General features: G+C 52.2%; 19 protein-coding genes and 1 pseudogene. 6 read left to right on the forward strand and 14 right to left on the reverse strand.

Annotated features, from left to right (window positions below; all coding sequences use genetic code 11):
* Positions 1-209: 209 nt before the first annotated feature.
* Positions 210-1,403: an NADH:flavin oxidoreductase/NADH oxidase family protein gene (locus MK6180000_RS02405; protein ID WP_138933276.1), complete on the reverse strand. Its 1,194-nt coding sequence runs from the start codon at positions 1,401-1,403 to the stop codon at positions 210-212.
* A 371-nt stretch (positions 1,404-1,774) separates the two neighbouring features.
* On the opposite strand from MK6180000_RS02405, the gene MK6180000_RS02410 reads away from it, so the two are divergent.
* Positions 1,775-3,430: a choline dehydrogenase gene (locus MK6180000_RS02410; protein ID WP_138933277.1), complete on the forward strand. Its 1,656-nt coding sequence runs from the start codon at positions 1,775-1,777 to the stop codon at positions 3,428-3,430.
* Positions 3,431-4,057: 627 nt separating this feature from the next.
* Here MK6180000_RS02410 and MK6180000_RS02415 read toward each other — a convergent pair.
* Entirely contained in the window at positions 4,058-4,948 is an 891-nt protein-coding gene (locus MK6180000_RS02415; protein WP_138933278.1) for a LysR family transcriptional regulator, read from the reverse strand.
* Between the two features lie 98 nt (positions 4,949-5,046).
* Here MK6180000_RS02415 and MK6180000_RS02420 point away from each other — a divergent pair, with 98 nt between their 5' ends.
* Together MK6180000_RS02420 and MK6180000_RS02425 are read left to right on the forward strand one after the other, a co-directional pair.
* The gene (locus MK6180000_RS02420) at positions 5,047-5,544 is read left to right on the forward strand and encodes a lactoylglutathione lyase family protein (protein ID WP_138933279.1); all 498 of its coding nucleotides are present in this window, start codon (positions 5,047-5,049) and stop codon (positions 5,542-5,544) included.
* A 285-nt stretch (positions 5,545-5,829) separates the two neighbouring features.
* The gene (locus MK6180000_RS02425) at positions 5,830-7,785 is read left to right on the forward strand and encodes an oxidoreductase (RefSeq protein WP_138933280.1); all 1,956 of its coding nucleotides are present in this window, start codon (positions 5,830-5,832) and stop codon (positions 7,783-7,785) included.
* 522 nt (positions 7,786-8,307) lie between these two features.
* Here MK6180000_RS02425 and MK6180000_RS02430 read toward each other — a convergent pair.
* From MK6180000_RS02430 to MK6180000_RS02460, 7 genes and pseudogenes are all read right to left on the reverse strand, one after another.
* Positions 8,308-9,744 carry a DUF6880 family protein gene (locus tag MK6180000_RS02430; RefSeq protein WP_138933281.1) on the reverse strand — a complete coding sequence of 479 codons (1,437 nt, stop codon included), beginning with the start codon at positions 9,742-9,744 and terminating at the stop codon, positions 8,308-8,310.
* Between the two features lie 8 nt (positions 9,745-9,752).
* Positions 9,753-10,403 (reverse strand): glutathione S-transferase, encoded by a 651-nt coding sequence (locus tag MK6180000_RS02435; protein ID WP_246040401.1) that lies wholly within the window; start codon positions 10,401-10,403, stop codon positions 9,753-9,755.
* 341 nt (positions 10,404-10,744) lie between these two features.
* Positions 10,745-11,119: pseudogene (locus MK6180000_RS02440) on the reverse strand (IS110 family RNA-guided transposase); the annotation flags it as partial.
* A 295-nt stretch (positions 11,120-11,414) separates the two neighbouring features.
* On the reverse strand, positions 11,415-12,035 hold the full coding sequence (locus tag MK6180000_RS02445) for a tyrosine-type recombinase/integrase (RefSeq protein ID WP_212751864.1): 621 nt from the start codon (positions 12,033-12,035) through the stop codon (positions 11,415-11,417).
* Positions 12,023-12,760 carry an Arm DNA-binding domain-containing protein gene (locus MK6180000_RS02450; protein WP_138933284.1) on the reverse strand — a complete coding sequence of 246 codons (738 nt, stop codon included), beginning with the start codon at positions 12,758-12,760 and terminating at the stop codon, positions 12,023-12,025. Before MK6180000_RS02450 ends, MK6180000_RS02445 begins: the two co-directional genes overlap by 13 nt.
* A 310-nt stretch (positions 12,761-13,070) precedes the next feature.
* Entirely contained in the window at positions 13,071-13,859 is a 789-nt protein-coding gene (locus MK6180000_RS02455; RefSeq protein ID WP_171054505.1) for a tyrosine-type recombinase/integrase, read from the reverse strand.
* 317 nt (positions 13,860-14,176) lie between these two features.
* Positions 14,177-14,413, reverse strand: a complete 237-nt coding sequence (locus tag MK6180000_RS02460; RefSeq protein ID WP_138933286.1) for a hypothetical protein — start codon at positions 14,411-14,413, stop codon at positions 14,177-14,179.
* Between the two features lie 376 nt (positions 14,414-14,789).
* Between MK6180000_RS02460 and MK6180000_RS02465 the strand changes: the two genes are divergently transcribed.
* The 3 genes from MK6180000_RS02465 to MK6180000_RS02475 all read left to right on the forward strand — a co-directional run bounded on the left by MK6180000_RS02465 (position 14,790) and on the right by MK6180000_RS02475 (position 19,540).
* Positions 14,790-15,212, forward strand: coding sequence for a helix-turn-helix domain-containing protein (locus MK6180000_RS02465; protein WP_138933287.1), 423 nt, complete (start codon positions 14,790-14,792; stop codon positions 15,210-15,212).
* 3 nt (positions 15,213-15,215) lie between these two features.
* Positions 15,216-15,536: a hypothetical protein gene (locus MK6180000_RS02470; protein ID WP_138933288.1), complete on the forward strand. Its 321-nt coding sequence runs from the start codon at positions 15,216-15,218 to the stop codon at positions 15,534-15,536.
* Positions 15,537-15,646: 110 nt separating this feature from the next.
* Positions 15,647-19,540: a type IIG restriction enzyme/methyltransferase gene (locus MK6180000_RS02475; RefSeq protein WP_138933289.1), complete on the forward strand. Its 3,894-nt coding sequence runs from the start codon at positions 15,647-15,649 to the stop codon at positions 19,538-19,540.
* A 26-nt stretch (positions 19,541-19,566) separates the two neighbouring features.
* Here the strand turns inward: MK6180000_RS02475 and MK6180000_RS02480 are convergent, their stop codons facing one another.
* The 5 genes from MK6180000_RS02480 to MK6180000_RS02500 all read right to left on the reverse strand — a co-directional run bounded on the left by MK6180000_RS02480 (position 19,567) and on the right by MK6180000_RS02500 (position 26,275).
* Positions 19,567-21,444: a UvrD-helicase domain-containing protein gene (locus MK6180000_RS02480; RefSeq protein WP_138933290.1), complete on the reverse strand. Its 1,878-nt coding sequence runs from the start codon at positions 21,442-21,444 to the stop codon at positions 19,567-19,569.
* A complete protein-coding gene (locus MK6180000_RS02485) occupies positions 21,441-23,762 on the reverse strand; it encodes an AAA family ATPase (protein WP_138933291.1) in 2,322 nt (773 codons plus the stop codon). The genes MK6180000_RS02480 and MK6180000_RS02485 overlap by 4 nt, the downstream gene beginning before the upstream one ends.
* Before the next feature lie 117 nt (positions 23,763-23,879).
* Entirely contained in the window at positions 23,880-24,209 is a 330-nt protein-coding gene (locus MK6180000_RS02490) for a helix-turn-helix domain-containing transcriptional regulator (protein WP_138933292.1), read from the reverse strand.
* A gap of 13 nt (positions 24,210-24,222) precedes the next feature.
* Positions 24,223-24,540: a type II toxin-antitoxin system RelE/ParE family toxin gene (locus MK6180000_RS02495; protein ID WP_138933293.1), complete on the reverse strand. Its 318-nt coding sequence runs from the start codon at positions 24,538-24,540 to the stop codon at positions 24,223-24,225.
* A gap of 61 nt (positions 24,541-24,601) precedes the next feature.
* Positions 24,602-26,275 carry a DUF262 domain-containing protein gene (locus MK6180000_RS02500; RefSeq protein WP_138933294.1) on the reverse strand — a complete coding sequence of 558 codons (1,674 nt, stop codon included), beginning with the start codon at positions 26,273-26,275 and terminating at the stop codon, positions 24,602-24,604.
* Positions 26,276-26,337 lie beyond the last annotated feature (62 nt).

The raw sequence follows: 26,337 nt of genomic DNA on the forward strand, positions 1-26,337 counted from the left end.
AATCCGACACATGCATGCAGCGGCGCCGTTTCGAACGCCAAACCAGACTGCGAAGAGAAGCGTGACCCGGACAAACGATCCTTGATCATTCAAAAGAAGGAAAACGAGCTTGACCCAGACACCCAATTAGAGAAGCCGCCATTCGCCGCGCTATGCAGGGAGGTCTGCTGAGCGGGACAAAGCTGCCTTTCACCGGGTTCGCGCCAAGGTCAGCTAAGCCTTGAGTTCCAAATTCGTCGCCTCGCTTCATCTCGGCCCTCATATTCTGCAATAACTGCTTCCAGTTCGTTGGACGCGAGCGCAGCATCCTCTTTTGCATTTTGAGTGATCTGCATCGTGTACCACGCGGTCACACCGCCTTCTGGCGGGTTTATGAAACGTGGAAACTGTGGTTCGCTGCGCTGACCAGACAGCCAAAATGACGGAAGTTCCGGATCGACCACCAGCGCACGAGCCAACCCGATGAGATCGGCTTTGCCCTCGACAATAGCACTTTCGGCTTGAGCGAGCGTTTTGAACCCGCCAGTGACCATCAAAGTTATCTTTGTCTTTTGGCGGGCGCGACCTGCAAATTCCAAGAAATAGGGGCCAGAGCCTGCCCGATCGGACGAGGATGCTGCACCGGGGAAGTATGTGCCGCCACTGATGTCGATGAGGTCGATTGCCATTTGGTCAACTGCGGCAATGACCTCAAGTGCCTCGTCTTCAGCGAAACCGCCCTCAAGCTGATCAGTGGCGTTCAGCTTGATACCGACCGGAAACTCAGGACCAACAGCATTTCGCACTGCATTGATCACTTCGAGAAGCAGCCGCATCCGGTTTTGCAGAGAACCACCATAGGCATCTTCTCTTTGGTTGAACAAAGGCGACAAAAACTGACTTAACAGAAATCCATGCGCCGCATGTACCTGTACTCCCCCGAAACCAAGCTCCTTTGCAAGGCTGGCGGTGCGGGCAAATTCGATGGGCAGCCCGCATATCTCATCCAAAGACAACGCGCCACAGGTCAGACCGGGCAAGTCAAGTGCGCTCGGCCCTTTTGGTGTGCTAATCGGGGCGTCCGCCATTGCGCCCGCGTGTCCAAGTTGGAGCCATAGATGCGCATTGTCGGTTGCACCTACTTTTGCGAGGCACTTGAACAAGTTACGATCTGAGTGGCCATTCAAAATGAGGTTGCCGGGCTTCTCTGCGAAATGGGAAGTAGCTTGAACCTCGCCGACGATTGACAACGCCAGACCGCCTTTGGCCCACCGTTCGTAAAGCCTGACCTGATCATGTGTTGGGTTTCCTGCGCCGTCGCCAAGAGAGTCCGACATTGCGGACTTCGCGATCCGGTTCTTTAGCGTAGCGCCGCATGGCAGTGTCAGCGGTTGGGCGAGTGGTGAAGTTTGCGCTTTGGACATGAGGCCTCGTAATTCTTTTGTCGTGATACGTCAAAGCAGCCATTCGTATAAAGCGCAGCATCAGTCATTAAGGGCTCTTGGAGAACCATCGCCGCGTTGGTTGCGAGTGGCCGGATGGGGGCATCATAGCCATTCTCTGCACGGCGCACGAACTGGAAAGATGCGGACCGAGCGGACCTTAGCGCTCGCAACATAATGGAGGCTTTTGGGAAACGGGCAACTGACTGGATGCAAACATTGCCTCCCAAAACGATTGATTTCGCCTGAGACAAGAAGGCCAAGTTCGTTGTTAGCTCACCAATGCTGAACCTCGGCAGGCAGGGCGCGGGCCAATCATCGACACTTGGCAGTATTGAGTCCACACAGGAAAGATGGAATATGACTACATCATCGTTGGCGGTGGCTCAGCTGGCTGCGTTCTGGCAAACCGCCTGACCAGTGATCCCGCAAAACGGGTTCTATTGCTGGAGGCCGGCCCGGAAAACAACGCGCTCACGTTGAAAATTCCGGCGGCAGTGCTGTCGAACCTCAAAAGTACCAAACACAATTGGGCCTTTCAGGGAGAATCCGAGCCCGAATTGAACGGGCGCCAAATTCAGCACGACCGCGGTCGGACCCTTGGCGGATCGTCCTCCATCAATGGGATGGTGTTTATCCGTGGCAATGCACTGGATTATGAAGGCTGGCGTCAGTCTGGCTGCGAAGGTTGGGGCTACGCCGATGTCTTGCCCTACTTTAAGCGCATGGAAACCTATAGCGGCGGCGCAGACGACTTCCGCGGCAGTGAAGGACCGTTGCACGTTGAACGCGCCGAGCCCAAAGACCCATTGTCTTTGGCGTTTATCAAGGCGGGCAAAGAGGCCGGATATGCAACCACGGGTGACATCAGCGGATTTGGCCAAGAAGGTTTCGGCGCGTTTGACAGCACAATCTTTAAGGGCGAACGTTGGAGTGCTGCGCGTGGCTATCTTGATCCGGTACGCGCCCGCCCAAACCTAGCCATTGTCACCAAAGCGCTGGTCCAGCGGCTTACCCTAAAAGGGCGCCGTGCGACTGGTGTCATCTATAAGAATGGTAAAGGGCAAACGGTCATCGCGTCAGCACAAAAAGAGGTGATCCTGAGCGCAGGGGCTGTAGGTTCGCCGCACCTTTTGATGCTGTCCGGTATTGGCCCTGCAGATCATTTGCAATCTTTGGGCATCGAGGTCAAAGCTGACCTACCCGGTGTCGGCCAAAATCTTCACGATCATCCCGATTTTGTTATGAAATACAAGTGCTTGCAACCTGTATCTCTTTGGCCAAAGACGAAACAATTTTCCAAACTTGCGGCCGGAGTTCAGTGGTTGCTGACCCGCGGAGGCATCTGTGGGTCTAACCATTTCGACGCTGTGGCTTGCGTGCGATCTGGCCCCGGCGTGGAATATCCGGACCTGCAAATATGCATTTCACCAATTGCTGTCGACGATGAGACCTGGGCACCATTGCAGGAACATGCGTTTCAAATCCATGTCGGATTGATGCGCGCGCACAGTCGCGGAAAAATTGAATTACGGTCCAACGATCCCGCCGATGCACCGCGCATTTTTGTGAATTACTTGCAGGACAAACGCGATCGCGCCTTGTTGCGCAAAGGAATTCGACTGGTGCGTGAGCTGGTTGAACAACCCGCCTTCACTAATCTTAAAGGCAGTGAGATTTTCCCGGGCGCTGATGCGCAATCAGATGACGATCTGGATGCCAAGCTGAACTCCCACACGACCAGCCAATGGCACCTGTCCTGCACGGCACGCATGGGGCCAAGTACAGATAAACATGCCGTGGTGGATGCTAGCGGGCAGGTTCACGGGTTTTCCGGACTACGGGTGGTTGATGCGTCGATCATGCCATTTGTGACCAACGGCAACACCAACGCGCCGACGATTATGTTGGCAGAAAAACTGAGCGATGCCATTCTCGGCTTGGCCCCCTTGCCACGCATCGAAGCCTCGACGTGGAAAAGTGCTAACTACGAAACGACCCAGCGCTAAAGCCGCACGACTTAGCCAAAAGGAAAACGCAGATGATCGGATATCTGTGCATTTCGCCCAAACACTGTCGGTTAGTGATGGCGGATCGCGCGGTAGTTGATCCAGCTAGGATTTTTAGAACCTTCGTTTGCAGCAACGACTTGTCACCCTTTTCATCTCTGCTCAGCGAACAAGAACACCATCCAGCGCATCGCTGCGGTCTTGCGCGTTTTGTGCTGTTCGCAATATGAATGCAACAACCGCAGAAGGACCCATACAGAAAAATTCAACGTCATTGCCTAGCAGGTAAGCTGACATTCCTGCGCGACGCAGCATTGGTCAAAGAGGGCTGATTCTGTTGAAAAACTCCGCCACAAGAAAATCGCTGTGGAAATCTGGAACACCGTTCTCGTGATTGAATCTTTAGCAAAAAATGTTTGTAGGAAGCAGCTTTCCCGGGAAGATGTTCTTGTGATCCGGTCAGTTTGGGCGGGCAAGTGAGTTTTCAATACAATCAGCTCAAACCGGACCTCCGCCGGGGGCACCCAAATACCCGTAGTGCGGGACAAACCTGCCGTTCATTATACTCATTTGAAAGTCATCTATCTGTTGCCGCCATATCCATTTGGTCTGTTAGATCAAGAAACGTTACCTCAAAGCAGTTGCCGCACGGCTAATGAAGTCACTCAAAGCAGCGACACGCGCGATTTCGCTCCGCCCCTTGCGGGCAATCATCCAAAGATCACGGTATCGTCGTTTCGGAAGTTGAATGATCGCCAACTCCTGCTTTTCAACAAAGGCATCCACGCCGGATTTAGGCAATATTGTGTATCCCAGCCCTTGAGCTACTGGAATGGGGATTTGGCCAATCTGATTGATGAAGGTCCTTACCCTTAAGCGGTCAGCCCCTTTGTAATCCTTCGGGAAGTTCAGCGAAAACAGGTCATCCGCATATGCAGACCCGTCTGGATGCGCGACAAAACCAAGCTCGTTTAGGAGGGGGAGGTCAAAGTCTTGTCCTGCGAGGGATCGCGGAACAACCAAACACAACTCTTCACGGGCCAATTTGTTTGCGTCCAATCGGGGGTGGTTGATTGGTTCAGCGACGACACCCAAATCAAACCCTCCATCAAGCACGGATGTTACAATGCTCATATGTGGAGCAGCCGTAACACTGATCACAAGCTCTGGTGCGTGATGCATCCGATCAAGAATATACGGATAGAGCCACATGGCAAAGCTGCCGGAACACCCAATGCTGATGTCGCCTACGTCTGGATCATCAAAATTGATGGTGTCTTGCAGTTCGCGCTCTTGCTGACGTCGCGCAAGGCCGATGGCCAGAACGGCTTCCCCAGCGGGGGTGAGGGTGAAGGACTTTCCATCCTTTAATATCAACGGCTTTCCGACTTGGGACGCCAGTTTGTGCAGATGCTGCGAAACACCAGGTTGGGTCATCCCCAACAGCTCCGCCGTCCGTGTAAAATGTCCGACGTCGCACAACGTCGTAAAGGTATCCAACCACGTGGCGTTTAGCATGACTGCCCCAAAAGTTTATGAAAATCATACAAAATGATAATTTTGAATACGGGGGCAGTCCATCTAATTCTCTTTCACCATTCTTGAAAGGAGACACTATGCAACCGACACCCCGCTCATTCTCCCATATCGGATTGTCTGTTCCAGACTTGGACAAGGCGATCAAATTCTACGGCGATGTTCTGGGCTTCTATGTGATCATGGAACCTACGGTCATTATCGAAGACGACAGCGACATTGGCCAGATGTGCTCGGACGTTTTTGGCAAAGGTTGGGGGCGCATGCGCATCGCGCATTTAGCAACGGCTGATCGTATCGGGTTTGAACTGTTCGAATTTGAAGGCCACGAGGCACCGGATGATAACCTTAACTTCAGGCAACACGGCACGTTTCACTTTGCTATTCAGGATCCGAACCTTGAGGACCTACTGGCAAAAATCGTCGCGGCTGGCGGCAAGCAACGCATGCCCGTTCGCGAATATTTTCCCGACGAGAAACCGTATCGCATGGTTTACGTCGAAGACCCCTTTGGGATCGTCTTTGAACTCTACAGTCACAGCTATGAACTGACATACTCTAACGGTGCATACTCCTAAGCCAGAAGCCGACATTCACGTTGCAAGTGAGTGTCGGCACTCTGGGCTCTTGCTGTCGTTAGCGGCGCAATGCACCAAGGTCCGCTAAGGGCCGTGAATGACGACGCACTGACCGGGTTCCAGCGAAGATGCTGCGGGGCGGAGCATGTCAGCATTGAGCCCACATTTCCGGTTCTCTTCGGTGCCGCGAATGCCCGGTTTTGAGTGCGCACGTCTCGTGTAGCGCCCGGTATGGACATAACCGCGTCCCCTGCGCAATGATGGTGCATCAGCCCGGAGGCCGCGATGACTGAGCAGTACAAGCACCTTCTCTCTCCAATCGAAGTTGGCCCCTTCACCCTGCGCAACCGGGTGCTGGTTACCGCCCATGTGCCGGGGCTCGAAGCTGACGGCAAAGTCAACGACGCTTATATTGCTTATCAAAGGGCCAAGGCACGCGGCGGGGCGGCCATGCAGGTTAGCGGTTCGACCGCCGTACATCGCACTGGCGCGGTTGGCGCGGGCCGCGGCCTGAATGCCAGTGATGACAGCTGCATCGACGGCTACCAACGGCTGGCCGGCGCGGTTCACCACCATGAGGGGCGCTTTCTAGTACAGATCGGTCATGCCGGGGCCAATGTCGCCGACACCGGTGCGGGGCGTCCATTGCTTGCCCCATCCCCGATTATGTCCCGCCTTTCGCGCGAGATGCCGAAACAGATGACCATTAGCGAAATTGACGAGCTGGTCGAAGCTCACGGCACCGCCTCTGCCCGCGTGCGCAAGGGCGGTCTCGACGGGGTCGAACTGCTATCCGCCTTCGGGTATCTGCCCGCCGCGTTTCTTTCACCCTATTCCAATATCCGCAGTGACGATTACGGAGGGTCGTTGGAAAATCGTATGCGTTTCTTATTGCGCACCATAGATGCCGTGCGATCAGGCATAGGCCCCGACCGCATCCTCGGCGTGCGCCTGCCCGGCGATGAACGGGTCGAGGGCGGGCTCACCCAGTCAGACCTTCAGGAAATTGCGGCACTGATCGCCCAGACCGGGAAGGTCGACTATCTTAATATCATCGTCGGCACGAATTACGATCGGGGCGGGCGTATGGACCACTGGCCGCCGACTCCCGCGCCGCATGGCCTGTTCGTGCCACTGGCCGCTGGTATCAAATCTCGCGTGGCCCTGCCTGTCTTCACCGCCGGGCGGATTACCGATCCGGCGATGGCCAACGCCATCATCGAACGGGGAGATGCCGATATGGTAGGCATGACCCGCGCGCAGATTTCCGACCCCGACCTCGTGCGCAAACTGATCGAGGGGCGCCCACAGGACATCCGCCCCTGTGTCGGGGCCAATCTCTGCATCGCGCAGGCGATGGCCGCAAAACCAATCCGTTGCATCCACAATCCAATGACCGGACGCGATGCCGCATGGGGCGAGGCCCTTCCAACAAATACGCCAAAAAACGTCACAGTCATCGGGGGTGGCCCCGCCGGGCTGGAAGCTGCCCGCGTTGCTGCCGAACGTGGCCACCGGGTAACCCTTTTTGAGGCATCGGATGAACTCGGTGGTCAACTTGCACTCTGGGCGCAGGCCCCAATGACGCGCGAATTTCAAAAGACCCTAAATTGGTATCGCACTCAACTGTCCCAACTTCAGGTCCGGGTTCACACCGGCCAGCGCCTTGCCCCGGAAGATGTCGCCGCACTGAACGCCGACGCCTTGATCCTTGCGACCGGCGCCGTTGCTTCTGCGCCGCTACCCACCGCGACCGGCCCCAATGCGATCCAAGTTATAGATCCATGGCAAGCCATCGCCGACGGCCCCACCGGGCAACACATCCTTATCAATGACGAAGGCGGGGGGCGTACCGCCCTTTCTGCGGCTGACGCGTTGCTCGATCAGAACCGCATCACACTGGTCACCGCCGAATACGCGATTGGAGAGCTTGTCACCCCCACGGTGCGCGCACCGATCTACAAACGGTTTCTCGCGGGCGGTGCCGAGCTGTATCCCTCGCAGGAGATCCATACCATCGATGGCCGCACCGTTACGCTACGGTCCGTACATACCGGCGATGAAACCCGTATCGAAGATGTGGATATCGTCGTCGACTGGCGCGGCGGCGTGGTCGAAACCACCCTGCAAGCGGCCATCGAGGCAAGCGGCCTGACGCACCACATCATCGGTGATTGCGTCGCACCACGTCAGGTTCATATCGCGATTGCGGAAGGGGCGATGGCAGCCCGAGCAATCTAACAGACACGGGTTCGGCGGCGCCTTGTTTAGACTCTTCTCAGAATTGAACGTTCGGCCAACAGCGACGCGCGGTAACAAAATCCGGCACCAGATTAGCTACCAAGTGTGCAGCGTTGGGACAATAGTCATGAAAAAAACTGCTCTCGTCATTTGCAAATAAACAAGGCGCACTACTACAACAGTTTAAGCTTATTCCTGTGACTTTCTAACATTTCCACCTGCGACCAATCGCGCTCAGCGACTCTCCGCGCTGCCAGCGATCTCAGATCTCGGATTTCTGCTTATCGGTATAGAACGTCGGCGTGCGATATTTTATGTCTCTACACTCCATCTTTATCAAAAGAATAAAGTTTTGCGACCACCCGTTGAATCCTCACCCGCACAGTTGCCGCTCGTGTTTCGGAAATGCTGCGCAATGCACCAAAGGCAGCTTTGACGGACCGCATCGCAGAATTTCGTCGGTGCGGCCAAGGTCCGCTCAGGGCCGGATGCCACTACTTCATGCGCCTTTTAGATACGACCCTAGTGATCGACCTTGTCCCAGAATGCGTGTTTGCGTGGGTGCGTGCGGCGTAGGTCGTTGACAAAGGCCTCGTGGCTTTGAAAGACGCCGCAATCCGTGATTGCCATATCGGCCTGAGCGCAGGAGGCGAGGTGACGGACGGCATGGCGGTAGCGTTTGGCGCGGTTGTTTTGAAGGGCAAAGGTGATCATCGACCGCCAAACTAGTGTGGCGGCCACGGGATGTTCGGCCTTGAGCAACTCGGATGTCGGGGTAAGGAGTTCATAGGTATTGCCATCCAGCTCTGCGTGACGGGACAGTATCAAGTCAGCGGCAAGCCCTGCATCGGGCCAACTCACACAGAAGATGAGCCCCTGGAGCAGGTCGGGATGGGTGCGCACATGGGTGCGGGCATTTAGCAGCGCCTCATCATCGTCGAAATCGGGCAGGCGTGAGAGATAGCGGCGCAGGGTCTCCGCGCAAAGCCTCGTTTCAAACCGGGTCCACGTGGCGCTGCGCAGGTTGTCCTCTTCGCCCAAGGCTTCGAGGCAGGCGAAATGGGCGCTGTCGACCTCGGGCGTGTCAAAGGCGCGGTCTTTGCCCCCCTCAGAGGCGATGCAGGTTTCCATGATCCGCAAAGCCTCTTCGGGCCGGCCCGCTTTCAAGAGCCGCCGCGCTGCATCCGGTGCAATCGTGTGATACGTCAGTTGCTGGGCGCTATACTGCGACAGCCACGCATCCACATCGCCCTGAGCATCGGCAATGTCGGATAGGATCATCCTGAGCGTTCTGTCGTGCCTGTCTTTTGCCATTTCAAGGCGGCGTTCGGCGCTCATAAGGATCCCGAAATACTCGGTGTCGTCCAAGGTGACGGGCGCATCCATTGCAGTTTCCGCACGCACCCTAAGCGCGGTCAAACCCTGATCGCCCAATGCCTCGGACAAGGCAGGGATAACGCCGTCAAATTCACCATAACCGTTGTCTTGGAGAGCCTCAAACACCTGATCCGCAAGCGGCTCAGCGTCGCGATCAAGACCTGGGGCGAGGGTTCGGATCGCGTCCATCGCAGCATCCATGACGCCCCCGATCGTGCCATTGCTGTCGTCGGTGCGGGCATGGATGTCGGGGGCCAGCTGCAACAGCGACCAGAGCAGATCAAAGCCGAGACCCACGTCTTCAGATGCGACGCGGTTCAAAATGACGTCAATCAAACCATTTAGTTCTTTGGCCAATGTGCGCTGCGCTCGCGCGGAGATCCAGCTTTTGGCGCGCCGGATTTGAGCCAACCGCTTGCGGATGTCAGCGGCGGCCTCTTTCGGGCTTTGCTCTGGGGACAATGCCATCCGCACCCGCCGCTGCCGGGCCGCATCGCCTTTGACAGCATCCATAAGAAGCTCGGCCAGAACTTCTGCGCCCAAGGCTGCCAAGTTCTTCTTGTTGAGGGATTTTCCTGCCATTACCAGACCTATTCAGATGCGCGGCCAAAAAGATAGGGACGCGTGCCGTCTTCCCAAACAGTGACTTTCGTCATGGCCTTCTGAAAATCGGCACTCTGAAGGAAACCGTCCAGCCAAAGGATCACATTGGGCCAAGGCTGCGCGTCAAACCAGGCACGGTCGATATGGGCGAACTGCCTCACAAACGGAAAGATCGCAATGTCGGCGAGTGTGGGCCTGTCGCCCGTCAAAAAAAGATACTTCGCCAGCCGTGTATTAAGAGACTGAATGAAATCCGACGCTTGCGCCCGTTCGGATTGCGGATCCAGATCAGGAAAGCGGACTGCGTATTTTGTATGATCAAGCGCGGCTTTGAAGGGCCCATCGTTCTGGGCAATCAGGGTTTCGCCGATATCAGGCATTTTCAGCAGCCCATGCGGATCACTTTTCCCAAGCGCCCATAGCATGATGTCGAGACTCTCATCAAAGATCAGATCAGCCGCTTGCAAACTGGGCACCGTGGCCGAGGGTGAGGCCCTAAGAAACGCCAGTGGCTTATCTTTCAATTTGATCTCGCGCAGTTCTACCTCCAGACCCGCGCTCAACACCGCCATCCGCGCCCGTATTGCATAAGGGCAGCGTCGAAAGGTCCACAGGATCGGTCGAGGTATGGTCAACATGTCTTGGATCATTGGGCCACTTTACGGTGAAAAAAGTTTGCCCGCAAAAAGAAGATTTCGTGTGAGCCTTCAAACGTTAAGAGAATGACCTGTGTGGATAGCTGCTGCAAAGCAAGACAATTTTGAAACTGATTTTGGCACTGGTCAGAAGCAGACGTGTGTCCGGCCTGTTTGCGCGGCGCACGCGGCCGCTGGCCCTGATGGTTTCCGCAAACCAAGTCCCAAACCGCTTCTCGGACAATAGATGTCCCTGACATTCGACGGGGTGTCTTGGCTGACGGGCTGACTGTGCTCCATCATTTCAATGGTCTTGCTGTCTCGTGTTTTCTGTTCTCCTCAGTTTAAGTAGTGCGTGGTCTGTAATGTTCGTTCTTGGTCAGGACTGCCCAAATGATCCGAGCAGTTTTGTTTGCCATTGCCACAGTGGCAAGACGTGTTGGTTTGCGTTCAAGTAAGGCCCGCGCCCACGGGTCCACGCGTTCCGGATGTGTCTTCATCTGCCTCAATCGCGAAGTCATACCAATGACCAGCAGCCGTCTGATATATCGGTCCCCCATCTTTGAGATACGGCCCAGCCTTTCCTTTCCGCCACTTGATCGGTTGAGTGGGGTTAGACCCAACCAGGCTGCAAATTCGCGACCGTTCTTGAACTGGCTGGCATCCCCCGCCGTTGCGACAATTGCTGACGCAGTCACGGGCCCGACACCCGGGATCGACCGAAGTAGCATCACGCAGGGGTCCTGCTTGGCTTGAAGTCGCATGCGCATTTCAGGGTGCCTCTCGATCGTCTAACGAGGCGAATCATCCTCTGGAGGCCTGTAAAAGCGTGCCGTCATCAAAATGGATCAGCATTCGGTCACTGTCGATACGCCTGACGTTTAGATTGAAATCTCGGAGGCGCGCAGCGCAGTACCATAGCTAATCTTTAGCGCCTTGCGATACTTGAGCTCTAAACCGGAAACATAGATTAGCAAGATGGTGACCGAGCGATGTGTGGCAAAGTTTTCCTCCTCAGCCAGTCTCCGACTGAAGGAGTTTTTCTATGCTTCCGTATACCTCTGCTAGTCGATCAAGCGCCACCTTCTGGGGATCTGCATACTCCGCGATCCAAAGGTTCGACAAATACGACTCCAGTGCTCGACTCGTTCCCTCCCGTCCGTGATCGATGCGGTGCGCGAGGATGCGATCGATCGTCCCCAGGTCGACGCCGATGAGCTGCATAACCGATGAAGAGGTCCTTCGCAGGTCGTGTCGGTTCCACCCGGAGGTGCCGCTCTCGCGGTAGATAGCCTTGGCAATCCGTCCCCAATTTTGGAGTGGGGTATTTTTGGTGGAAGGGAAAACCAGATCATCCGGCACCCGTCGTTCATAATTTGGCAGGGTCTTGAGTAGTTCAACAGCGGCGGTGGATAGTGGAAGAAGCTGCGATCTTGGTTGCCCGCGCGGCGTCTTGACTGTCGGCTTAAACCACTCGTCCTTTTCGAAATCGATGTGCTTCCATTGCATCGGGACCACCTCGTTCAGGCGGGCAGCGGTGATCAAGATGAACTTGATCGCAATCGGTCGGACATCGACCGCGGGGTGCATCTTCATGTTCAAGACGCGTGGCGCAGGATACTTCAGCAGGGGCAAGATCGCCGCCATTTCATTCTGATCCAAGACGCGATCGCGAATGCCGCGGATCGTGGGGCGTCGCTGGCAGGGTCAATCGTGTCGCGCAGGTCTGCCACATTTAAAGTTGGAAGCCGTTTGTTGCCAGATGCCCGAAACCTTCCGCGGCCCGCGGCCCAGTCCATGATGGGCATCAGATAGAGGCGCGCTTTTTGCGTCTGTCCGTTGGCGCTACTTTTACCAGAGATTGGCTTGTATTTCAGCACAACCTCCGCCAGTTCGTCTGGAGTGATATCGATTACGCGACGATCAAGCAGCTTTGCGAAGACAGCTTGGATGCGCCGCTCAGCTTCCGATCTGCCGCCTCTTTTAGTTTTCTTCCAAATCTTCAGATTGTCAGACTTGAGGTCTTTGTATTCATCCATCAACTCTTGAAGGGTAGGGGCCTCGCTCCGGGCCGCGGTTGCTGCCTGCCGCGCTTGATTCAGATTGCCCATCGCGTCTCTGACCTGAGCGCGCTTCTGAGCTGCACGTCTACGGGCCTCCTTCAGGGTAACCTCTGGATACGCACCAATTGTGATCCGTTGCTCCACTCCATCACGCGAGCGGACGCGGACAGAAAAGGTCTTGCGGCCAGTCGGCGTCATCCGAAGCGTCAGACCAGGCTCACGCGCATCGACGATATCCATCCGCTTCGGCGGAAGATGCTTCTTAATAAATGAATCCGTCAGCTCGAACTTGGCCAAAATACCGTCTCCTCAATTCCCGGCCTAGTAAACTGGGGACGCAGTGGGGACGCAACAAGGGGTCGATACTTATCCACATAATTCCTATGTCCACCAGCATTAAAAGACGAGAAAAGGGCTTTAAAAATAGATAAGTATATATATTTACTTATAAAAAGTTCGTACAGCTTCCTTTGAACGATGAGATATGTGGAATGCTCATTCTTGGAAAAGTTTTGGCTGTAGGGATTGAAAATCCTCGTGTCGGTGGTTCGATTCCGCCCCTGGGCACCATTTAACTCTTTGATATTATTGAGTTTACCACTCATGCTTAATCCTCACTTTGGTCAGGTTTGACGCTTTTCGGCGAAGGTTTGACAATCTTCGCGCGTCTTTCGTTTTCTTTTTCCAGTGTCGCCATGGTTTCGCGGTTCTTTTCGGCGAGGTTTGCCGAACGGGAATAGTGTCGCGCCATGGAAGGTGTTTTCTGTCCGAGAAGGTCCGCAATTCGGCGTTCGTCAAGGCCAGCTTCGCGCAGGGTGGTTGCTACCGTGTGCCTCAAGCCTTTGAGTGTCAGGCCAGTTGCGATCAGCCCTTCTTCCTCCAGTTTGATCTTGAAACGATGCCAAACCGTTGAAAAACCGTTGTAAGTCCATGCTTCGCCGCGTGAACTTGCAAGGACCGTTTCGGCCTCATGTTCTGGGAACAGGTCTAACGCCGCCTGCAAAGTGGGGCTGATCGGGATAGCGACCTCTTCGCCGGTCTTACCGCGCACGCCCCAGATGGTGTCACCGTCAAGTTGGTCTTTGCGAAGATTCAGCGCGTCCGAAGGATCGAGGCCAGTGTTCATCATCAAAGCAAGGGCTACGCGCACATGCGGTTTAGCTCGTGGAAGGACGATATCCCGCTCTTCGATGCTCCAAGGCCGGTTGGCATAGGCGCGATCTCGCGGGCGGCGTTTGGGGATGACGTCCTTGGCGTAGTTGGCGGCGATCAAGCCTTTGGGGATGTTGTAGCGGAAGACTTCGCTCAACAGCGTGCGCACCATGTTGGCGCGTCGCCAACCAATCTTCTTAGCGGCCTTGTCGTGGATGCCCGAGACCAAGGGTGTGTCGATCACATGGACGGGGGTGCCTTTGATTGGCTCAAGAAAATCAGCACATTTTCGATAGTCGCCGCGCGTTGTCTCTGCGAGGTTCTGAAAATGCTCCGTTTCGAAATAAGTCTGAACGAGTCCGCCAAGCGTGCCAGCTTTCGGTGCCTTCGTCTTTTGCGCCTCGGCAATGGCTCGGATCGTTTCGCATTCGGCGAAGAACTCTGCGGATCCGACTGGAGACTTCTCAACGTCGATCTTGTGGCCAGTCGCGCGGTGGTAGCAACGCGTCTTTCCATGCCGGTCCTTGAAGATTTTGAACCCTTTCACGCGCACTTGGGTCATCAGAGGCGGCCCAGGATATCATCCCGCGTTTCAGTCACCGCGCCTGATTTTACACCGTCGATCCATAGATCGATGTCCTTTCGATCCCAAAGCAGAGTGCCCTGTTTGAGTTCAACCGGACGCACCGGACACGCTGCCTTGAAGTACTTCACTGGCAAACCCGTGTAGCTCGCGGCCTCAGATTGCTTCATCATGCGTTTGTCGATCACGCTGATATTGAGATTGGTCATGGCCATTGGCTATTTCCCCGATCAGTTAGCATTTGAGGGCAATTCGTGCCCCGTGTTCTCGGACATCTTGATCCTTGTGGCTTTGCGTTGAAACCGCTCCCAGCCGGTCATAGTCAGCATCTTTGTCTTTGAAGATATCTCTACGAACTCCAGTCTACCGTCGTTCATAAGTGCGCGAATTTGCGCAGCACTCAGCCCTACGATGTTGCCAAGTTGCTTGGGTGAAAGAAGACGTTCCTGTTCCAAATGTACCTCCAGCGCTTGAAGTTGTCAGAATCGCTTGTTTCGAGCCATTTTGCGTGGTCAGATACGAAAGAAGCAATAAAGTGTCATTTCGTGCAAATTTGCTATTTTTGACACTAAAGTCAATTGGAAAGTTTTGATGGGCCGGGAAGTGGCAGATTTTTTCACTGGGATCGGGGCGCGGTTAGCCATTACCCGCAACGAAACCGGTTTGTCTCAGACCGAGATGGCCAAGGAGATCGGGGTCTCGCTCCGTGCTTATCACAGCTATGAAAAGGGTGATCGCGGCCTGCCAATCGAAGCTCTGGTTACGCTGCACGAAAAATTCGATTCAGACGTCAACTGGATCCTTCTCGGGACTAAATCGGCGAGGATCGAACATGACATCGATGCTCTGGAAGAGTTTGAAACCTCACTTGACCGATTTCTGACGGACCAAGGTATTAAGATCAAAAGCGAAAAACGTGGGGCGATTGTTGCGCGTTGGTATCGGTCCCTGACCGACGGAAAAGAAATTCAAATGGAAGCCGTTCACACGTGGATCGAATTGCTGAGGGAGTAGACTATGAAGTTTTCTAACATTCCGCATATGGAGCGGCAAAAGCTGGTCATTCTGGAAAGGGTGCAGCACGACGTTGGCCGTTTCACCAATCCGGTGTTCAACCTCTTTGTCATCGCAGCGGCGATCTATCTGCCTTGCTATGCCAAGCTCATGCTCTTTTCGACATCTGGCACGCTTGATCTATTGAACGTGCTGCTTGCCTTGTCCGCAATTGCCCTTGTTCTGACGACGCCCGCCTTTGCGCTGGCTGCTACTGTCGAGGTTTATTTTGCCCGTCGTATTGCTGCGGCGTCGCGCGCTTCGCGCAATATCGAATTTGCATGATGCAACCTGTGAGTGCTTTCGCTATTGATGATTGAAAACGTACGTCCAATTTCAGACGTCGCCCCAAATGATCGGCGTAAGCGTAGAGAAACAAGAGTTGGGGCATTAGTATGAAGCTAATAAAACAAACCATTTCGGAAAAACTTTCCCCGGCGTTGAAGGCATACCGACCAGCTAGGGCTGAGGTAGAGCAATTTGCGCGAGATCTAGAGGGCTATCTGGATCACATTGACAGCAAAGAAACCGAAGAAAACCTCAAGACCCATTTGATGGGATTGCTCAAGCCCACGTACCAGCCGGCACATACAATTGAGCAATTTGGGGACATCGACTTCGTCATTCGGACTGGCGGGAAAGGAACCTCGTCTGCAGTCTTGTTTGAGGCTAAGCGCGAAATCAACAAAGCCGATATGATCCGTCAAGATGATATCAATCGTAAGGCGTTGCACGAACTAATACTATACTTTTTTCGCGAACGGCACGCAGGCAATACGGACATTCGTCACGTTGTGATTTGCACAGAATTCGAGATGTTTGTCTTCGAAGCATCTGATTTTGAGAGAACATTTTATCAAGACAAGGCATTGCGTAGGGATTTCGAAGCTTGGACCGCAGGTAAGAAATCAGACAGCACCACCGAATTCTTTTATAAAGAGATTGCCGCGAAATATGTTGCTGCAAGTGAGGCCGAGCTCAAGGTCGTCCACATCGACTTGAGGCGTTATAAAGCAAAACTTAAGGATGGCGCGGACGACAAGGAGTTCGTTAAACTTTTCAAGCTGCTCAGTCCCCATGGTCTGTTAGCCAAAGAGCTTTCGAACGACAGTAACAGCCTGAACAAAGCCTTCTACGATGAGTTACTTCACCTAATCGGGCTAGAAGAGCGAAAGGACGGAGCCAAGCGCGTAATTGGCCGCCTTGAAAAAACCAAACGGAACCCTGGCTCATTGCTAGAGAACGCAATCGGCCAAATTCGGGACGAAGACGATTTCAATGATCCGATAATGATCCAGACCTACGGTTCTTCGAACGACGATCGAGAATTCAATATCGCTTTGGAGTTGTGCCTAACATGGATCAACCGACTGCTCTTTTTGAAATTGCTCGAAGCCCAGATTTTCAAGTTTCACGGTCAGGATTCAGGCTACAAGTTTCTATCGACGTCTATGGTCTCCGACTTTGGTGATTTATCTGACCTGTTCTTCAAGGTTCTTGCATATGCACCTTCTGAGCGCCAACCGCTTATACAGGCTAAGTACGAAAAAATTCCGTATCTCAACAGCTCTCTTTTTGAACAAACTAAACTGGAAAAGAGCTTCAGTATCAAAGCACTCACTAACGGTTTGGACATTTCGCTCTTCAGCCGTACCGTATTTCGCAATGCATCGGGTCAACGGTCCTCAGGCAAAAAAGCCACCCTTTCCTACATATTTGATTTTCTTGATGCGTATGACTTCGGAACTATTGGCGGCGGGGATGTGCAGGAGGAAAGTAAGACCATTATCAATGCCGCTGTGCTGGGGCTGATCTTTGAAAAGATTAACGGATACAAGGAAGGCGCAATTTTCACGCCAGGCTACGTTACGATGTACATGGCGCGGAAGGTGATCGAGAAAACTGTTCTTGAAGCCTTTCAAAAGAAAAACCCAAGCTGGACGCTCACAGACATGGAGGACCTTCGCAACAACATCTCAGATGATCGATCAAAGTCAGCAACGCTGCGTCAAAACGCAGTGATAGATAATCTGAAGATTTGCGATCCTGCAGTCGGTTCCGGTCACTTCCTTGTTTCGTGTCTGAATGAATTGATCGCCCTAAAATCCCGATTGGGAATTCTAGCTGACGCCGATGGCAACCGCCTGTCTGATTACGTTGTCGATGTGGACAACGACGAACTGATAGTTGTGAATGCGGACACCGACGAGGTGTTCGCTTACCAAGTTCACGGCGCCAAAGTACCAAAGCGTCTTCAGCAGGTGCAGCAGACCCTTTTCCATGAGAAGCAAAAGCTGATCGAAAACTGCTTGTTTGGTGTGGATATCAACGCGAATTCGGTACGTATTTGCCAGCTTAGGCTTTGGATCGAACTTCTTAAAAGCGCCTATTATAGGGACGGCCAGGATGCTCAGCTCGAAACGCTGCCGAACATCGATATTAACATCAAATGCGGCAACTCACTTCTGTCTCGCTTCAAGTTGGACCAGAGCCTTTCGGATGCATTCAGCAAGGCAAAACTGACTGTGACTGAATACCGGCAACTCGTGAGCGATTACAAAAATACCAAAGACAAGGCGGTAAAGCGCGACCTGCAAGAGAAGATCGATAAGGCGAAAACGCGGTTTCAAGAAGAGTCGATGGGTCGCCTGACAAAGGAACTCGATGCAACGATTGCTCAACTTAAGGCAGACGAGGCGCAGGCCGATTTGTTCGTTTTGGGAGAGGAACAGCGAGCGGATCAAGACGCCAAAATAGACGAAATCCATAAGAAGATCGCTGATCTTGAAGCTAAACGCTCGAAGTTACTGCACAATAGGACATTCCTTGCAGCCTTGGAGTGGCGGTTCGAGTTCCCTGAAGTGCTAGATGAAAAAGGGAAATATGTCGGCTTTGACATCATTATCGCAAATCCGCCTTATATGCGCGTGCAGGAAATTGAAGCGACCCAGCCTGCACAGCGAGAGTTCTATGAGCGCGATTACCGAACCGCGCACGGTGCCTATGACCTCGCAAACCTGTTCTTTGAATTGGCTGTTCGACTGGCCAAACCCAAAGGCAACAACAATATCTTCATCTTCCCGCACAAGCTTTTCAACTCTGCCAACGGCGCGCCTTTGCGTGAATATTTGATGAATACCCGTGCGATGAAGCACATCACGCACTTCGGAGCCAATCAGGTATTCGATAGTGCGCTTACGTACACATGCATCGCGTTGTTCAATGCTGAACCCGCGGAGACTTTCAGGTTCAAAAAATTCAGTCTTTCCGAAGATCATGAGAACGAACTCGCAAACGAAGCACTATATTCTGATCTTTTCTACGATGATGTTGCAATTGCTTCAGGCCTATATGGTGGAAATCAGTGGATTTTCTTTGACGATCCAACTGGCTTTGAGTGTTTTAAGAAAATTTTCTCGTCCTCAGTGCCACTCAACGAAGTTCTATCTGTTTTTGTAGGGATTCAAACCAGTCGTGACACCCTTTATGTAGTCAAAAAGCTAGGGGAGACTGCTGAAACTTATAAAATCCAAGTTAACCCCGATAACAAGGCCGACAAGCCACCAGTTTCCCCCAAAGTTATTGAGGTTGAAAAGGATTTTTTTCGGCCATTCCTGATGGGCAGGGATGTACATCGTTTCGAAACATTAGAGACCGACCGGCTTGTCTTCTTTCCCTACCTAGTGTCGGGTCGTGCAGAACTTGTAGATATTGACACCCTTAAATCGTCTTACCCGCTAACTTATAAATATGTTGCTGATTATTCTGGGGTTTTTGAAGCAAGAGAAGGTGGAAAGGCAAGAAAAGCGAAGGAGATTTATCAGTATCTGCGAGAAAATAATATCTCGAGGTTTGAACAGACAAAGCTGACTGCAATGGAAATTTGCTCAAGTCATGCCAATGTTGCATTGAATTTTTCGAATATCTATCACTCGACCACAGTCTACAGCTTTGTGAAGCACGAAGACGCAGGGGTAAGTTATGAGACGTTTTCTGCGATATTGAATTCAACCGTTTTTTGGTGGTTCTTAAAACATACGGGCGATACCCTGCAGGGGGACGCAAGGAGAATGAAGACCAATTATATCAACCCTTTCCCACTCCCAGCCGCCATTTCTGAGGAAGACGACTTAACAATCTCTGTGCTCGTCGCTGAGATTGTGAAAGAAAAAGCCGGTCCTGCGCGCGGCCATGAAATCCAGCGGCTAGAAGATGCAATAAATGCTTCCGTCTACAAACTTTACGACCTGAACGAGCAAGAGATAAAGGTGATCGAACAGGCAATTTAGGGAACAGGACGGCGCAAAATGTCGACCTAGGCGGTCATAATTTCGATTTCATCCCCGGCAAACCAGTTTTGCTCGAGGATGGATGTGCGCGCCGCTTTAGGATCATCTGAATAGTAAATGACGGCTAGGCTCTCTTCCGCCCGACTACAGGTTACATAAAAAAGACGGCGGGTGCGGTCGATGCTTGTATCCTTGCCAGCAACTTCATTGTCCAGATCGGTTTTTGACTTTTCTTTGGTACCCATGAGTTTGCCGTAGTTGAACAAGAAGCCACGCGCTTCCGCATCACTGATGACGACCATGACCCTCGGAAACTCAAGGCCTTTGACGCCTTGGTGTGTATCGAACTGAGAGACGCCACGCACATAGCGATCATACTTTTCAATCTCGTGAAAGGGTGCGTCCAGTGCCGTTCGCCATGCTCCCAGTTCAGACTTTGTGTCGTCCTCGCCATCTTCGATAGCATCGTCGTTTTTGGGCACGAATGGTTGCAAAACATCTGGAACTTCGAACAAATTCGTTTCAGCGACATAGCGTAGGATCGTCCTCAACGTCGGTGGAATTTTGGCCGCCAGAAGCTCGTGAAGACCGTCACAAGCCAGCTTTGCTGCTTCAAGAGTTTCCTTCTGATTGTTGCCTGCATCAGCCAGCAGTCGGTGATCCAGCAAGGGAGAGGTCCGACGAATTACCGACGCAATCCCAAAACGATCTTTTGACTCTAGTGCTTTCGCAAGAGGCAGAAACTCGCGAGTAAAGAAACCTATGCCACGTCCTGAACCATCGAGGAGACCCGTTCGCATTGGCTCATAGCCATAAAGCGGTTCAAAAAAGTGTTCGAAACCAAACCGTCGTGCCGACATCATGTGCTCAAGCGCCAATGTTTTTACATCAGCTTGTTCACCGATCCAAGCTTGATCGCCAGTCAGCTCAGCCATCCGTGCTGCGGCTTTCGCCTCAATCTCGTTTTTATCGGTCATAGCCTCTGAAATTAGAAACAACCGTACGAAACCTTCTGATGCATCGCTTCTCGCCTTTTGCTCCTGAGCGTCGTCGTCAGCGCGTATCTTGTTGATCAAAGTAACGATACGTTTGGGGCAGCGATGATTCATGACCTTACGGGGACGCTCCCAGGTCGAAGGAATTGCCTCGGCCAGACCTACCTTTCCATCTGCGTAGATCCGCTGCATCGTATCGCCAAGAAGCCCTAGGCAAAACTGTTCGGAAAAGGTCGTCTGAACTATCAGAAAAGCGTCCATCAAGCGCTTTGTCGTATCCTGACTTTCATCAATAAGTAGGATTGGGTAACGAGTCACCAGTTGGCGGCGTAATCCGGACTTTTGGCTCAAGAAATCGGCAGTCATAGCAATTACTTCAGCATGGTTAAGCGCGTCGCGGGTCCTATTGTCACTTGCAGGGCTGTAGATGAAACGCTGGATATCCCCAAGCATAGCTCTTCGCCGCGATTTACTTTCGATGGACTGAGCGCGCTCAATCGAGGCTTTACTCGCCCGCCCATTTTTTTGCTTCTCTTCGAGTTCAGAAATGTCCTCAAGCAATCGCGCATCAAGCCATTTTCGAATATCATTGTCATAGCCACTGATTAGGGACCATGCGAAGCTATGGATTGTAGAGACATCTATACGGGGGTCAAATTCGAGCCGCTGCTTGATTTCGTCGCAAGCCGCGTTGGTGTAAGTAATTATCGCAACCTTTCGTCCTGTAAGCACCAATTGACGACCTTGCTTTTCTAGCAAGTCTCGGATCGCGGTCACCAACGAACGCGTCTTCCCTGAACCCGCCCCAGCATAAAGAAAAAAGCTCTTTGGGCTGTCTAACGCAAGGCAATCTCGAATAGTCTGATCTGCTAAAGCGTCGTAGTTATTGTCTGAGGTTGCCTCGATCATTCTGCCCCCTCAGCTTTCGGGGGCAGAATTTCAACCTGCTTTTTCTGCAAGCGCCCTTCGAGCCAAGTCAACCCATCTGCGATGTAGTTGGGCACAATGAGCGTATCGAATTTTTCCGAATTCAGCACATCCAACGCAAACTCAGCCTTCTTGCCTGTCCTGAGGTCTTGGAAGAATTTCGCTCCAACAACCGAGGCGCTTCCGCCGTCTTCGATAGCCTGACGAAATTTCGCGACTAGTCCATGCCCCTCTAGTACCCTGAAAAAATCGAGGTTTTCAAATGCCAATGCATCTTCGAATGTGTATGGGTATGCCTTATCATCATCGGGTGTCCCATGCATCTTTACTTCTACCGGAAGCTGATACGCCGCGCGCACTGCGAATAATGGGTCTTCATCGCCTTCCAACGTACGCTCAGAGGGTTTCGCGGCCCACAAATCATCGATTTCAGTTCTCTTCGGCACCCAATCGCGTAGAGTCACGTTGTCGGTGGTTTGCCCTTTGGCGGGACATGGTTGCTCCGCGCCAACCGGTTTCGCCGATAGACTATCAAGATCAGTGATAATCAAAGTCAGCAAGCCAAGATGTTCTATCAGAGGTCGAAGCCGATGGGCATGGCTACCGCCAATTTCGAGCAGGGTAACATAGCATTTATTCAACACAGGAAATTTTGCGCGGATGAAATTTGGCACAAGCATTCGCTCAGCCGGACCCTCAACCAAAATGGCGGCATCAGCAAAGAAGAGGTCAGCGTGTTGGGCGCGCAGATAACGCGTAACGAAGTTCGCGGTCGCTTGGTTCGGACCGAAGACCTCAGTCAGATTGATGACTGTCGAAACAGGAATGCGACTAGCCATTCCCGCCGGAAGTCTGCGAAAATACCGCAAGCAATCGAACGATACCTCATGGGCAACATGACTCGAATGCGTGCTAACGACCAACTGGGTGCGGCGAAGTTTGGTAGAACCTAAGTCTGGATGAGCTCGGAGCACTTCGTAGGCCTTATTGATAAAAACCTGTTGAACTTGCGCGTGCAAATGCGCCTCGGGCTCTTCGACTAGCACAAGGTGCAGTGGTTCAAAGTGCATCACCTTATCGTTGCTGGCTGCCTTGCCGACCCGCATCCAGGAATCCCTGAAACTCATTAAGCGGAAAATCATTGAGATTAAGTTCTGGTAGCCTAAGCCGTTGTTGTTTTCGGGTAGGCGCAGCAAAGGAACCGCTGTCTCACCCTTGGTGGGCGATACATCGACAACAAACGTCACCGCTGAAGAATGGTTGAGGCCATCAATCGTTTTCAGACGAGTCGAAACTTTGGGTTTGGGGTCGGTTACGCCCGGATAACCCATTCCTTCAACCTCATTGAATGCAGCGGCGAAGCTTTCTGTTAACTTGTGGTCGAACGCATCTTGGGCGGCCTCTATTGCCTGTAATGCGCCTAGATCGTTTGCATCTGGCCCTTTGGTAGGGTCGAGATGCTTAGAGTAGTAACTCCGAAGCTGGTCTGAAAGTCTGCTACCAGGCGATCCGGCGGGCGCATCTTCGTCTTCTTCGTTGGGGTGCTCCTCTCCAAAGCCTCGTTGGGCTGGAATATCGTGAATGCGCAAGAGGCCCCTAAGAGGATCACCTTCGAGAGGAAGTGAGGTTGATGGTAATGCTTGTAGACTAGCTTGCCCGTTTTTTGGTGACTTCACTTCGTTTGGATCAAGCGTGTACGCGCAAACTTTAAAATGTTGGGACAATCGCTTTCTCAGGTAGTCGGTCAGTGTCGTCGGCCACAGGGTCAATTTCTGGCGCGGTTGATCCGCGCCAGCTTCTTTCACATTCTTATCGTGTTGCTTTGAGGCAGCTGCTTTAAGCTCCTCTGCGTCCTTTGCCGCACGAATGAAATCCTTGAACAACTCCTCAACGTTTACTGGTTCGTAGCGAAGACGCACGCCTAGAAGACCTCCTTCCCAATCTAGTGTCGGAATTAGGTCTCGAACATGGTGCATCTCGCCTGAATCCACATCAAGCCAGAGATCAAGCGTTGGAAGAAATGGTAGCCATTGACCGAGTGACAGGTCGGTTGCTTTCTCGGCTTTAACGGCCTCTATCCATGTTTGACCGATGCGATCAATTTCCGGCCAATGGCATAGGGTCAAATCATGAATTTCGAACGGGCATCTTTTAGGAACAAGGAAACGTCTAAGCGCAAGCATCGCTGAGCTCTTCCCACTGTTGTTCGCCCCTACAAATAGGGTCTGCTTTTCTGAAAGGTCAACTCGGACCGATAGGAGCTTACGGAAATTTGCAATCTCAAAAAACTTGATCAGCATCTATGACTTTCTGTCGAGTTGGGGAATTCTACCGCAATTCTGCGCCACCCACGTTGGGCTTAGTGACCGTTGTGGTACCAATGGGAGGGATTGGGTGTAGGTGTGTTGAATGAAGCTCTATGCGGCAGCCCCGTTGTCTTGAGTCAGCGAAAAAGACACGCCTTCGCGTTGTTTCAAACGGGAAACCATGGCGAGCAGATTGTCGGCGCGCGGGTTCCCCTTCGCGCTGAGCATCCGCATTAAGCTCTTAGGGTCTTTCTGCATATCTTTGGCAAGGTTTTCAAAGCCTACCGTGGCGTTGACGTAGTCGCGCAGCAAGATCTTTCCAGTATCGAGATCGTCGCTGAGCATCGCCTCGATTGCTTCCCGGAACAGACCAGCACGAAACTCAGGATCGCGTTGGGCACGTGCCTTGATGGTGTCTTTAAAGTCTTTCGTTAGTGGCATGTCAGTCTCCTTTCTATTTTCGATTTTTGTAGTCATTCCAAAATTCTTTGGCCTGCTCAATGTCCTTGGACTGGCGCTTCTTGGTGCCGCCGCAAAGCAGAATCACAAGCTTGTCACCATCTTTGCCAAAATAGACGCGGTAGCCTGGGCCAAAAGTGATGCGTCGTTCGGATACACCTTGGCCGACTGGTTTCACATCGCCTAAATTGCCCGTCTCGATCCGCGCAAGTGCTGTTCTTACTTTGAGGGCTACTGTCGTATCGAGATTGCTGAACCAATCTTCGAATGGCACTTTTCCCGCCTCAGTAACGTAGACAACAAGCTTGTTCATTGAGGGTATTGGTGACACATACGTTACCATTTGTCAAGCGATTGAAGCTTTCACTTTGATTTTAGTCAGCCCATTCGGCCTTCACAAAGGCCTCGATTTGATCTCTCCTTCGAACGACATCTGCCTTAGTCCATTTTTGGCTTTCTTTGATTTCTTTACCAACTTGGATCGTGCCGCGCAGCCCAGATTCAGTGTAACGCTCTGCCTTTTCACTCGGTGGTTTTCCACCCAAAGATGAGTTTACTTTGGGCGGAAGCATCGTCAAATTGCCGATGTTGTGAATGTCGGATCGGCCGCTGTTTTGTGGCGCAATATGTTCAATTGAACTTGAGGCGTCATTTTGCCATATTTTTTCCCATTGGAGCACATTAATTTCTTCACCTGCATTTGTTGCTAGATGCTCATCATACCGATAAAGTATGTATCGCAGTTCTTCCGTCCAGCCCTTATAGCATTCATCCCAATATTTGGGGCCTGCTATGACCTCGCTTATCGGATAATCTTCACCAATCTTGTTTATGGCTTCGAGAATTTCGTTTACAGATTTGGTCTTCTCACGAACTGCAAAGCCTAGCTGCACATAGTCGGCTATTTTGTTTCGCGCATCAGCATCACCGAGACCAAATATGCGAAATGTCACTCGTTCCCACGCATTGAGGAGCTCAGTTTCCTTGGCTTTATCAAATTTGCGAAGCAAGATTGCCACTGCCAAAAACCTTGCATGCAGGATTTTTGTTACAGCCTTTAGTCGAGGGTTCTCATGTAACTGCTTAACCACCTTAACGGTCTTTTGCAGATCGCTAGCACAACCAATTAGTGTTTTGATTTCTTTACCAGCAACCCTCTGCATTTCTTGAGAAGCTTTCTCTTCACTTAGTATTTTTCTGGGTTTCTCGCCGCTTTTCGCAAATGTCCCAGCAAATCTCAGGGCTTCATCTCCGAGATCTTGTCGTAAACCGAGTTTTTGATAGATGTCCTTCCAGATGGTGTGCATCTCGTGCAGACCGTCCACTTGGCCCTTTTCATCATTTGAATATTCGAAAATTGACGCCATTAGCTGGCTTTTGGTTTTGTCGATCCATTTGACGTCTAGGCCACGGCTGTTCAGAACCTCAAAAACTCTATAGACGATTGCTTCATCAGCGATCTCGTGAAAAATTACTGAAAGCCGATTGCGAATAGTTCCGTAGAGATCAACAAGACTATCATTCTGCTGCCATGCCTCGACGAACTTCGCGCACTCTTTCGAGGCATCAATCAAATTTTGATCTGCCGCTGTCGATCTCTCGTCTTCGCTTATTGTTCCCGTCTTTATGTAGTCCTTAAAAACTGAGCTGCTGTCATGATTGGTCTGAAGTAGTATCATTTCATGATCATCACTTTTGACGAGAAGCTCTGACAGGTCCGTCTTCATCTTAACGGCTTGTTTATCATCCGCAGACAAAGCCTGTTCAATGGCCTTCAGAAGCACGACGATGGTTGTAACCCTCTGCTGCCCATCGACCAATTCAACAATCTTATACTCATCGGCACCGATAGATTTGGTGTCACGAGACAGTGCAACGATTGTCGCCATAAAGTGCTCTCGGCCCGATTTATGTGCTTCTTGGATATCTTTGAACAGGTCTGCCCGTTGTTTTTTCTGCCATGAGTAAGCGCGTTGGTATTCTGGGATACGGAACAGCCGCCCGTCCAAGAGTTTAGCAACTGTTAAATGCATCGGATTGAGTTGCACTGAAAATTTCCTTGATAAGAATTTTTTGCTGAACTCATAAAAGGTCGCTTTGGCAGGGAATA

Origin of the sequence: Roseovarius arcticus, assembly GCF_006125015.1 — a bacterium.
GTDB classification, from domain to species: Bacteria; Pseudomonadota; Alphaproteobacteria; order Rhodobacterales; family Rhodobacteraceae; genus Roseovarius; species Roseovarius arcticus.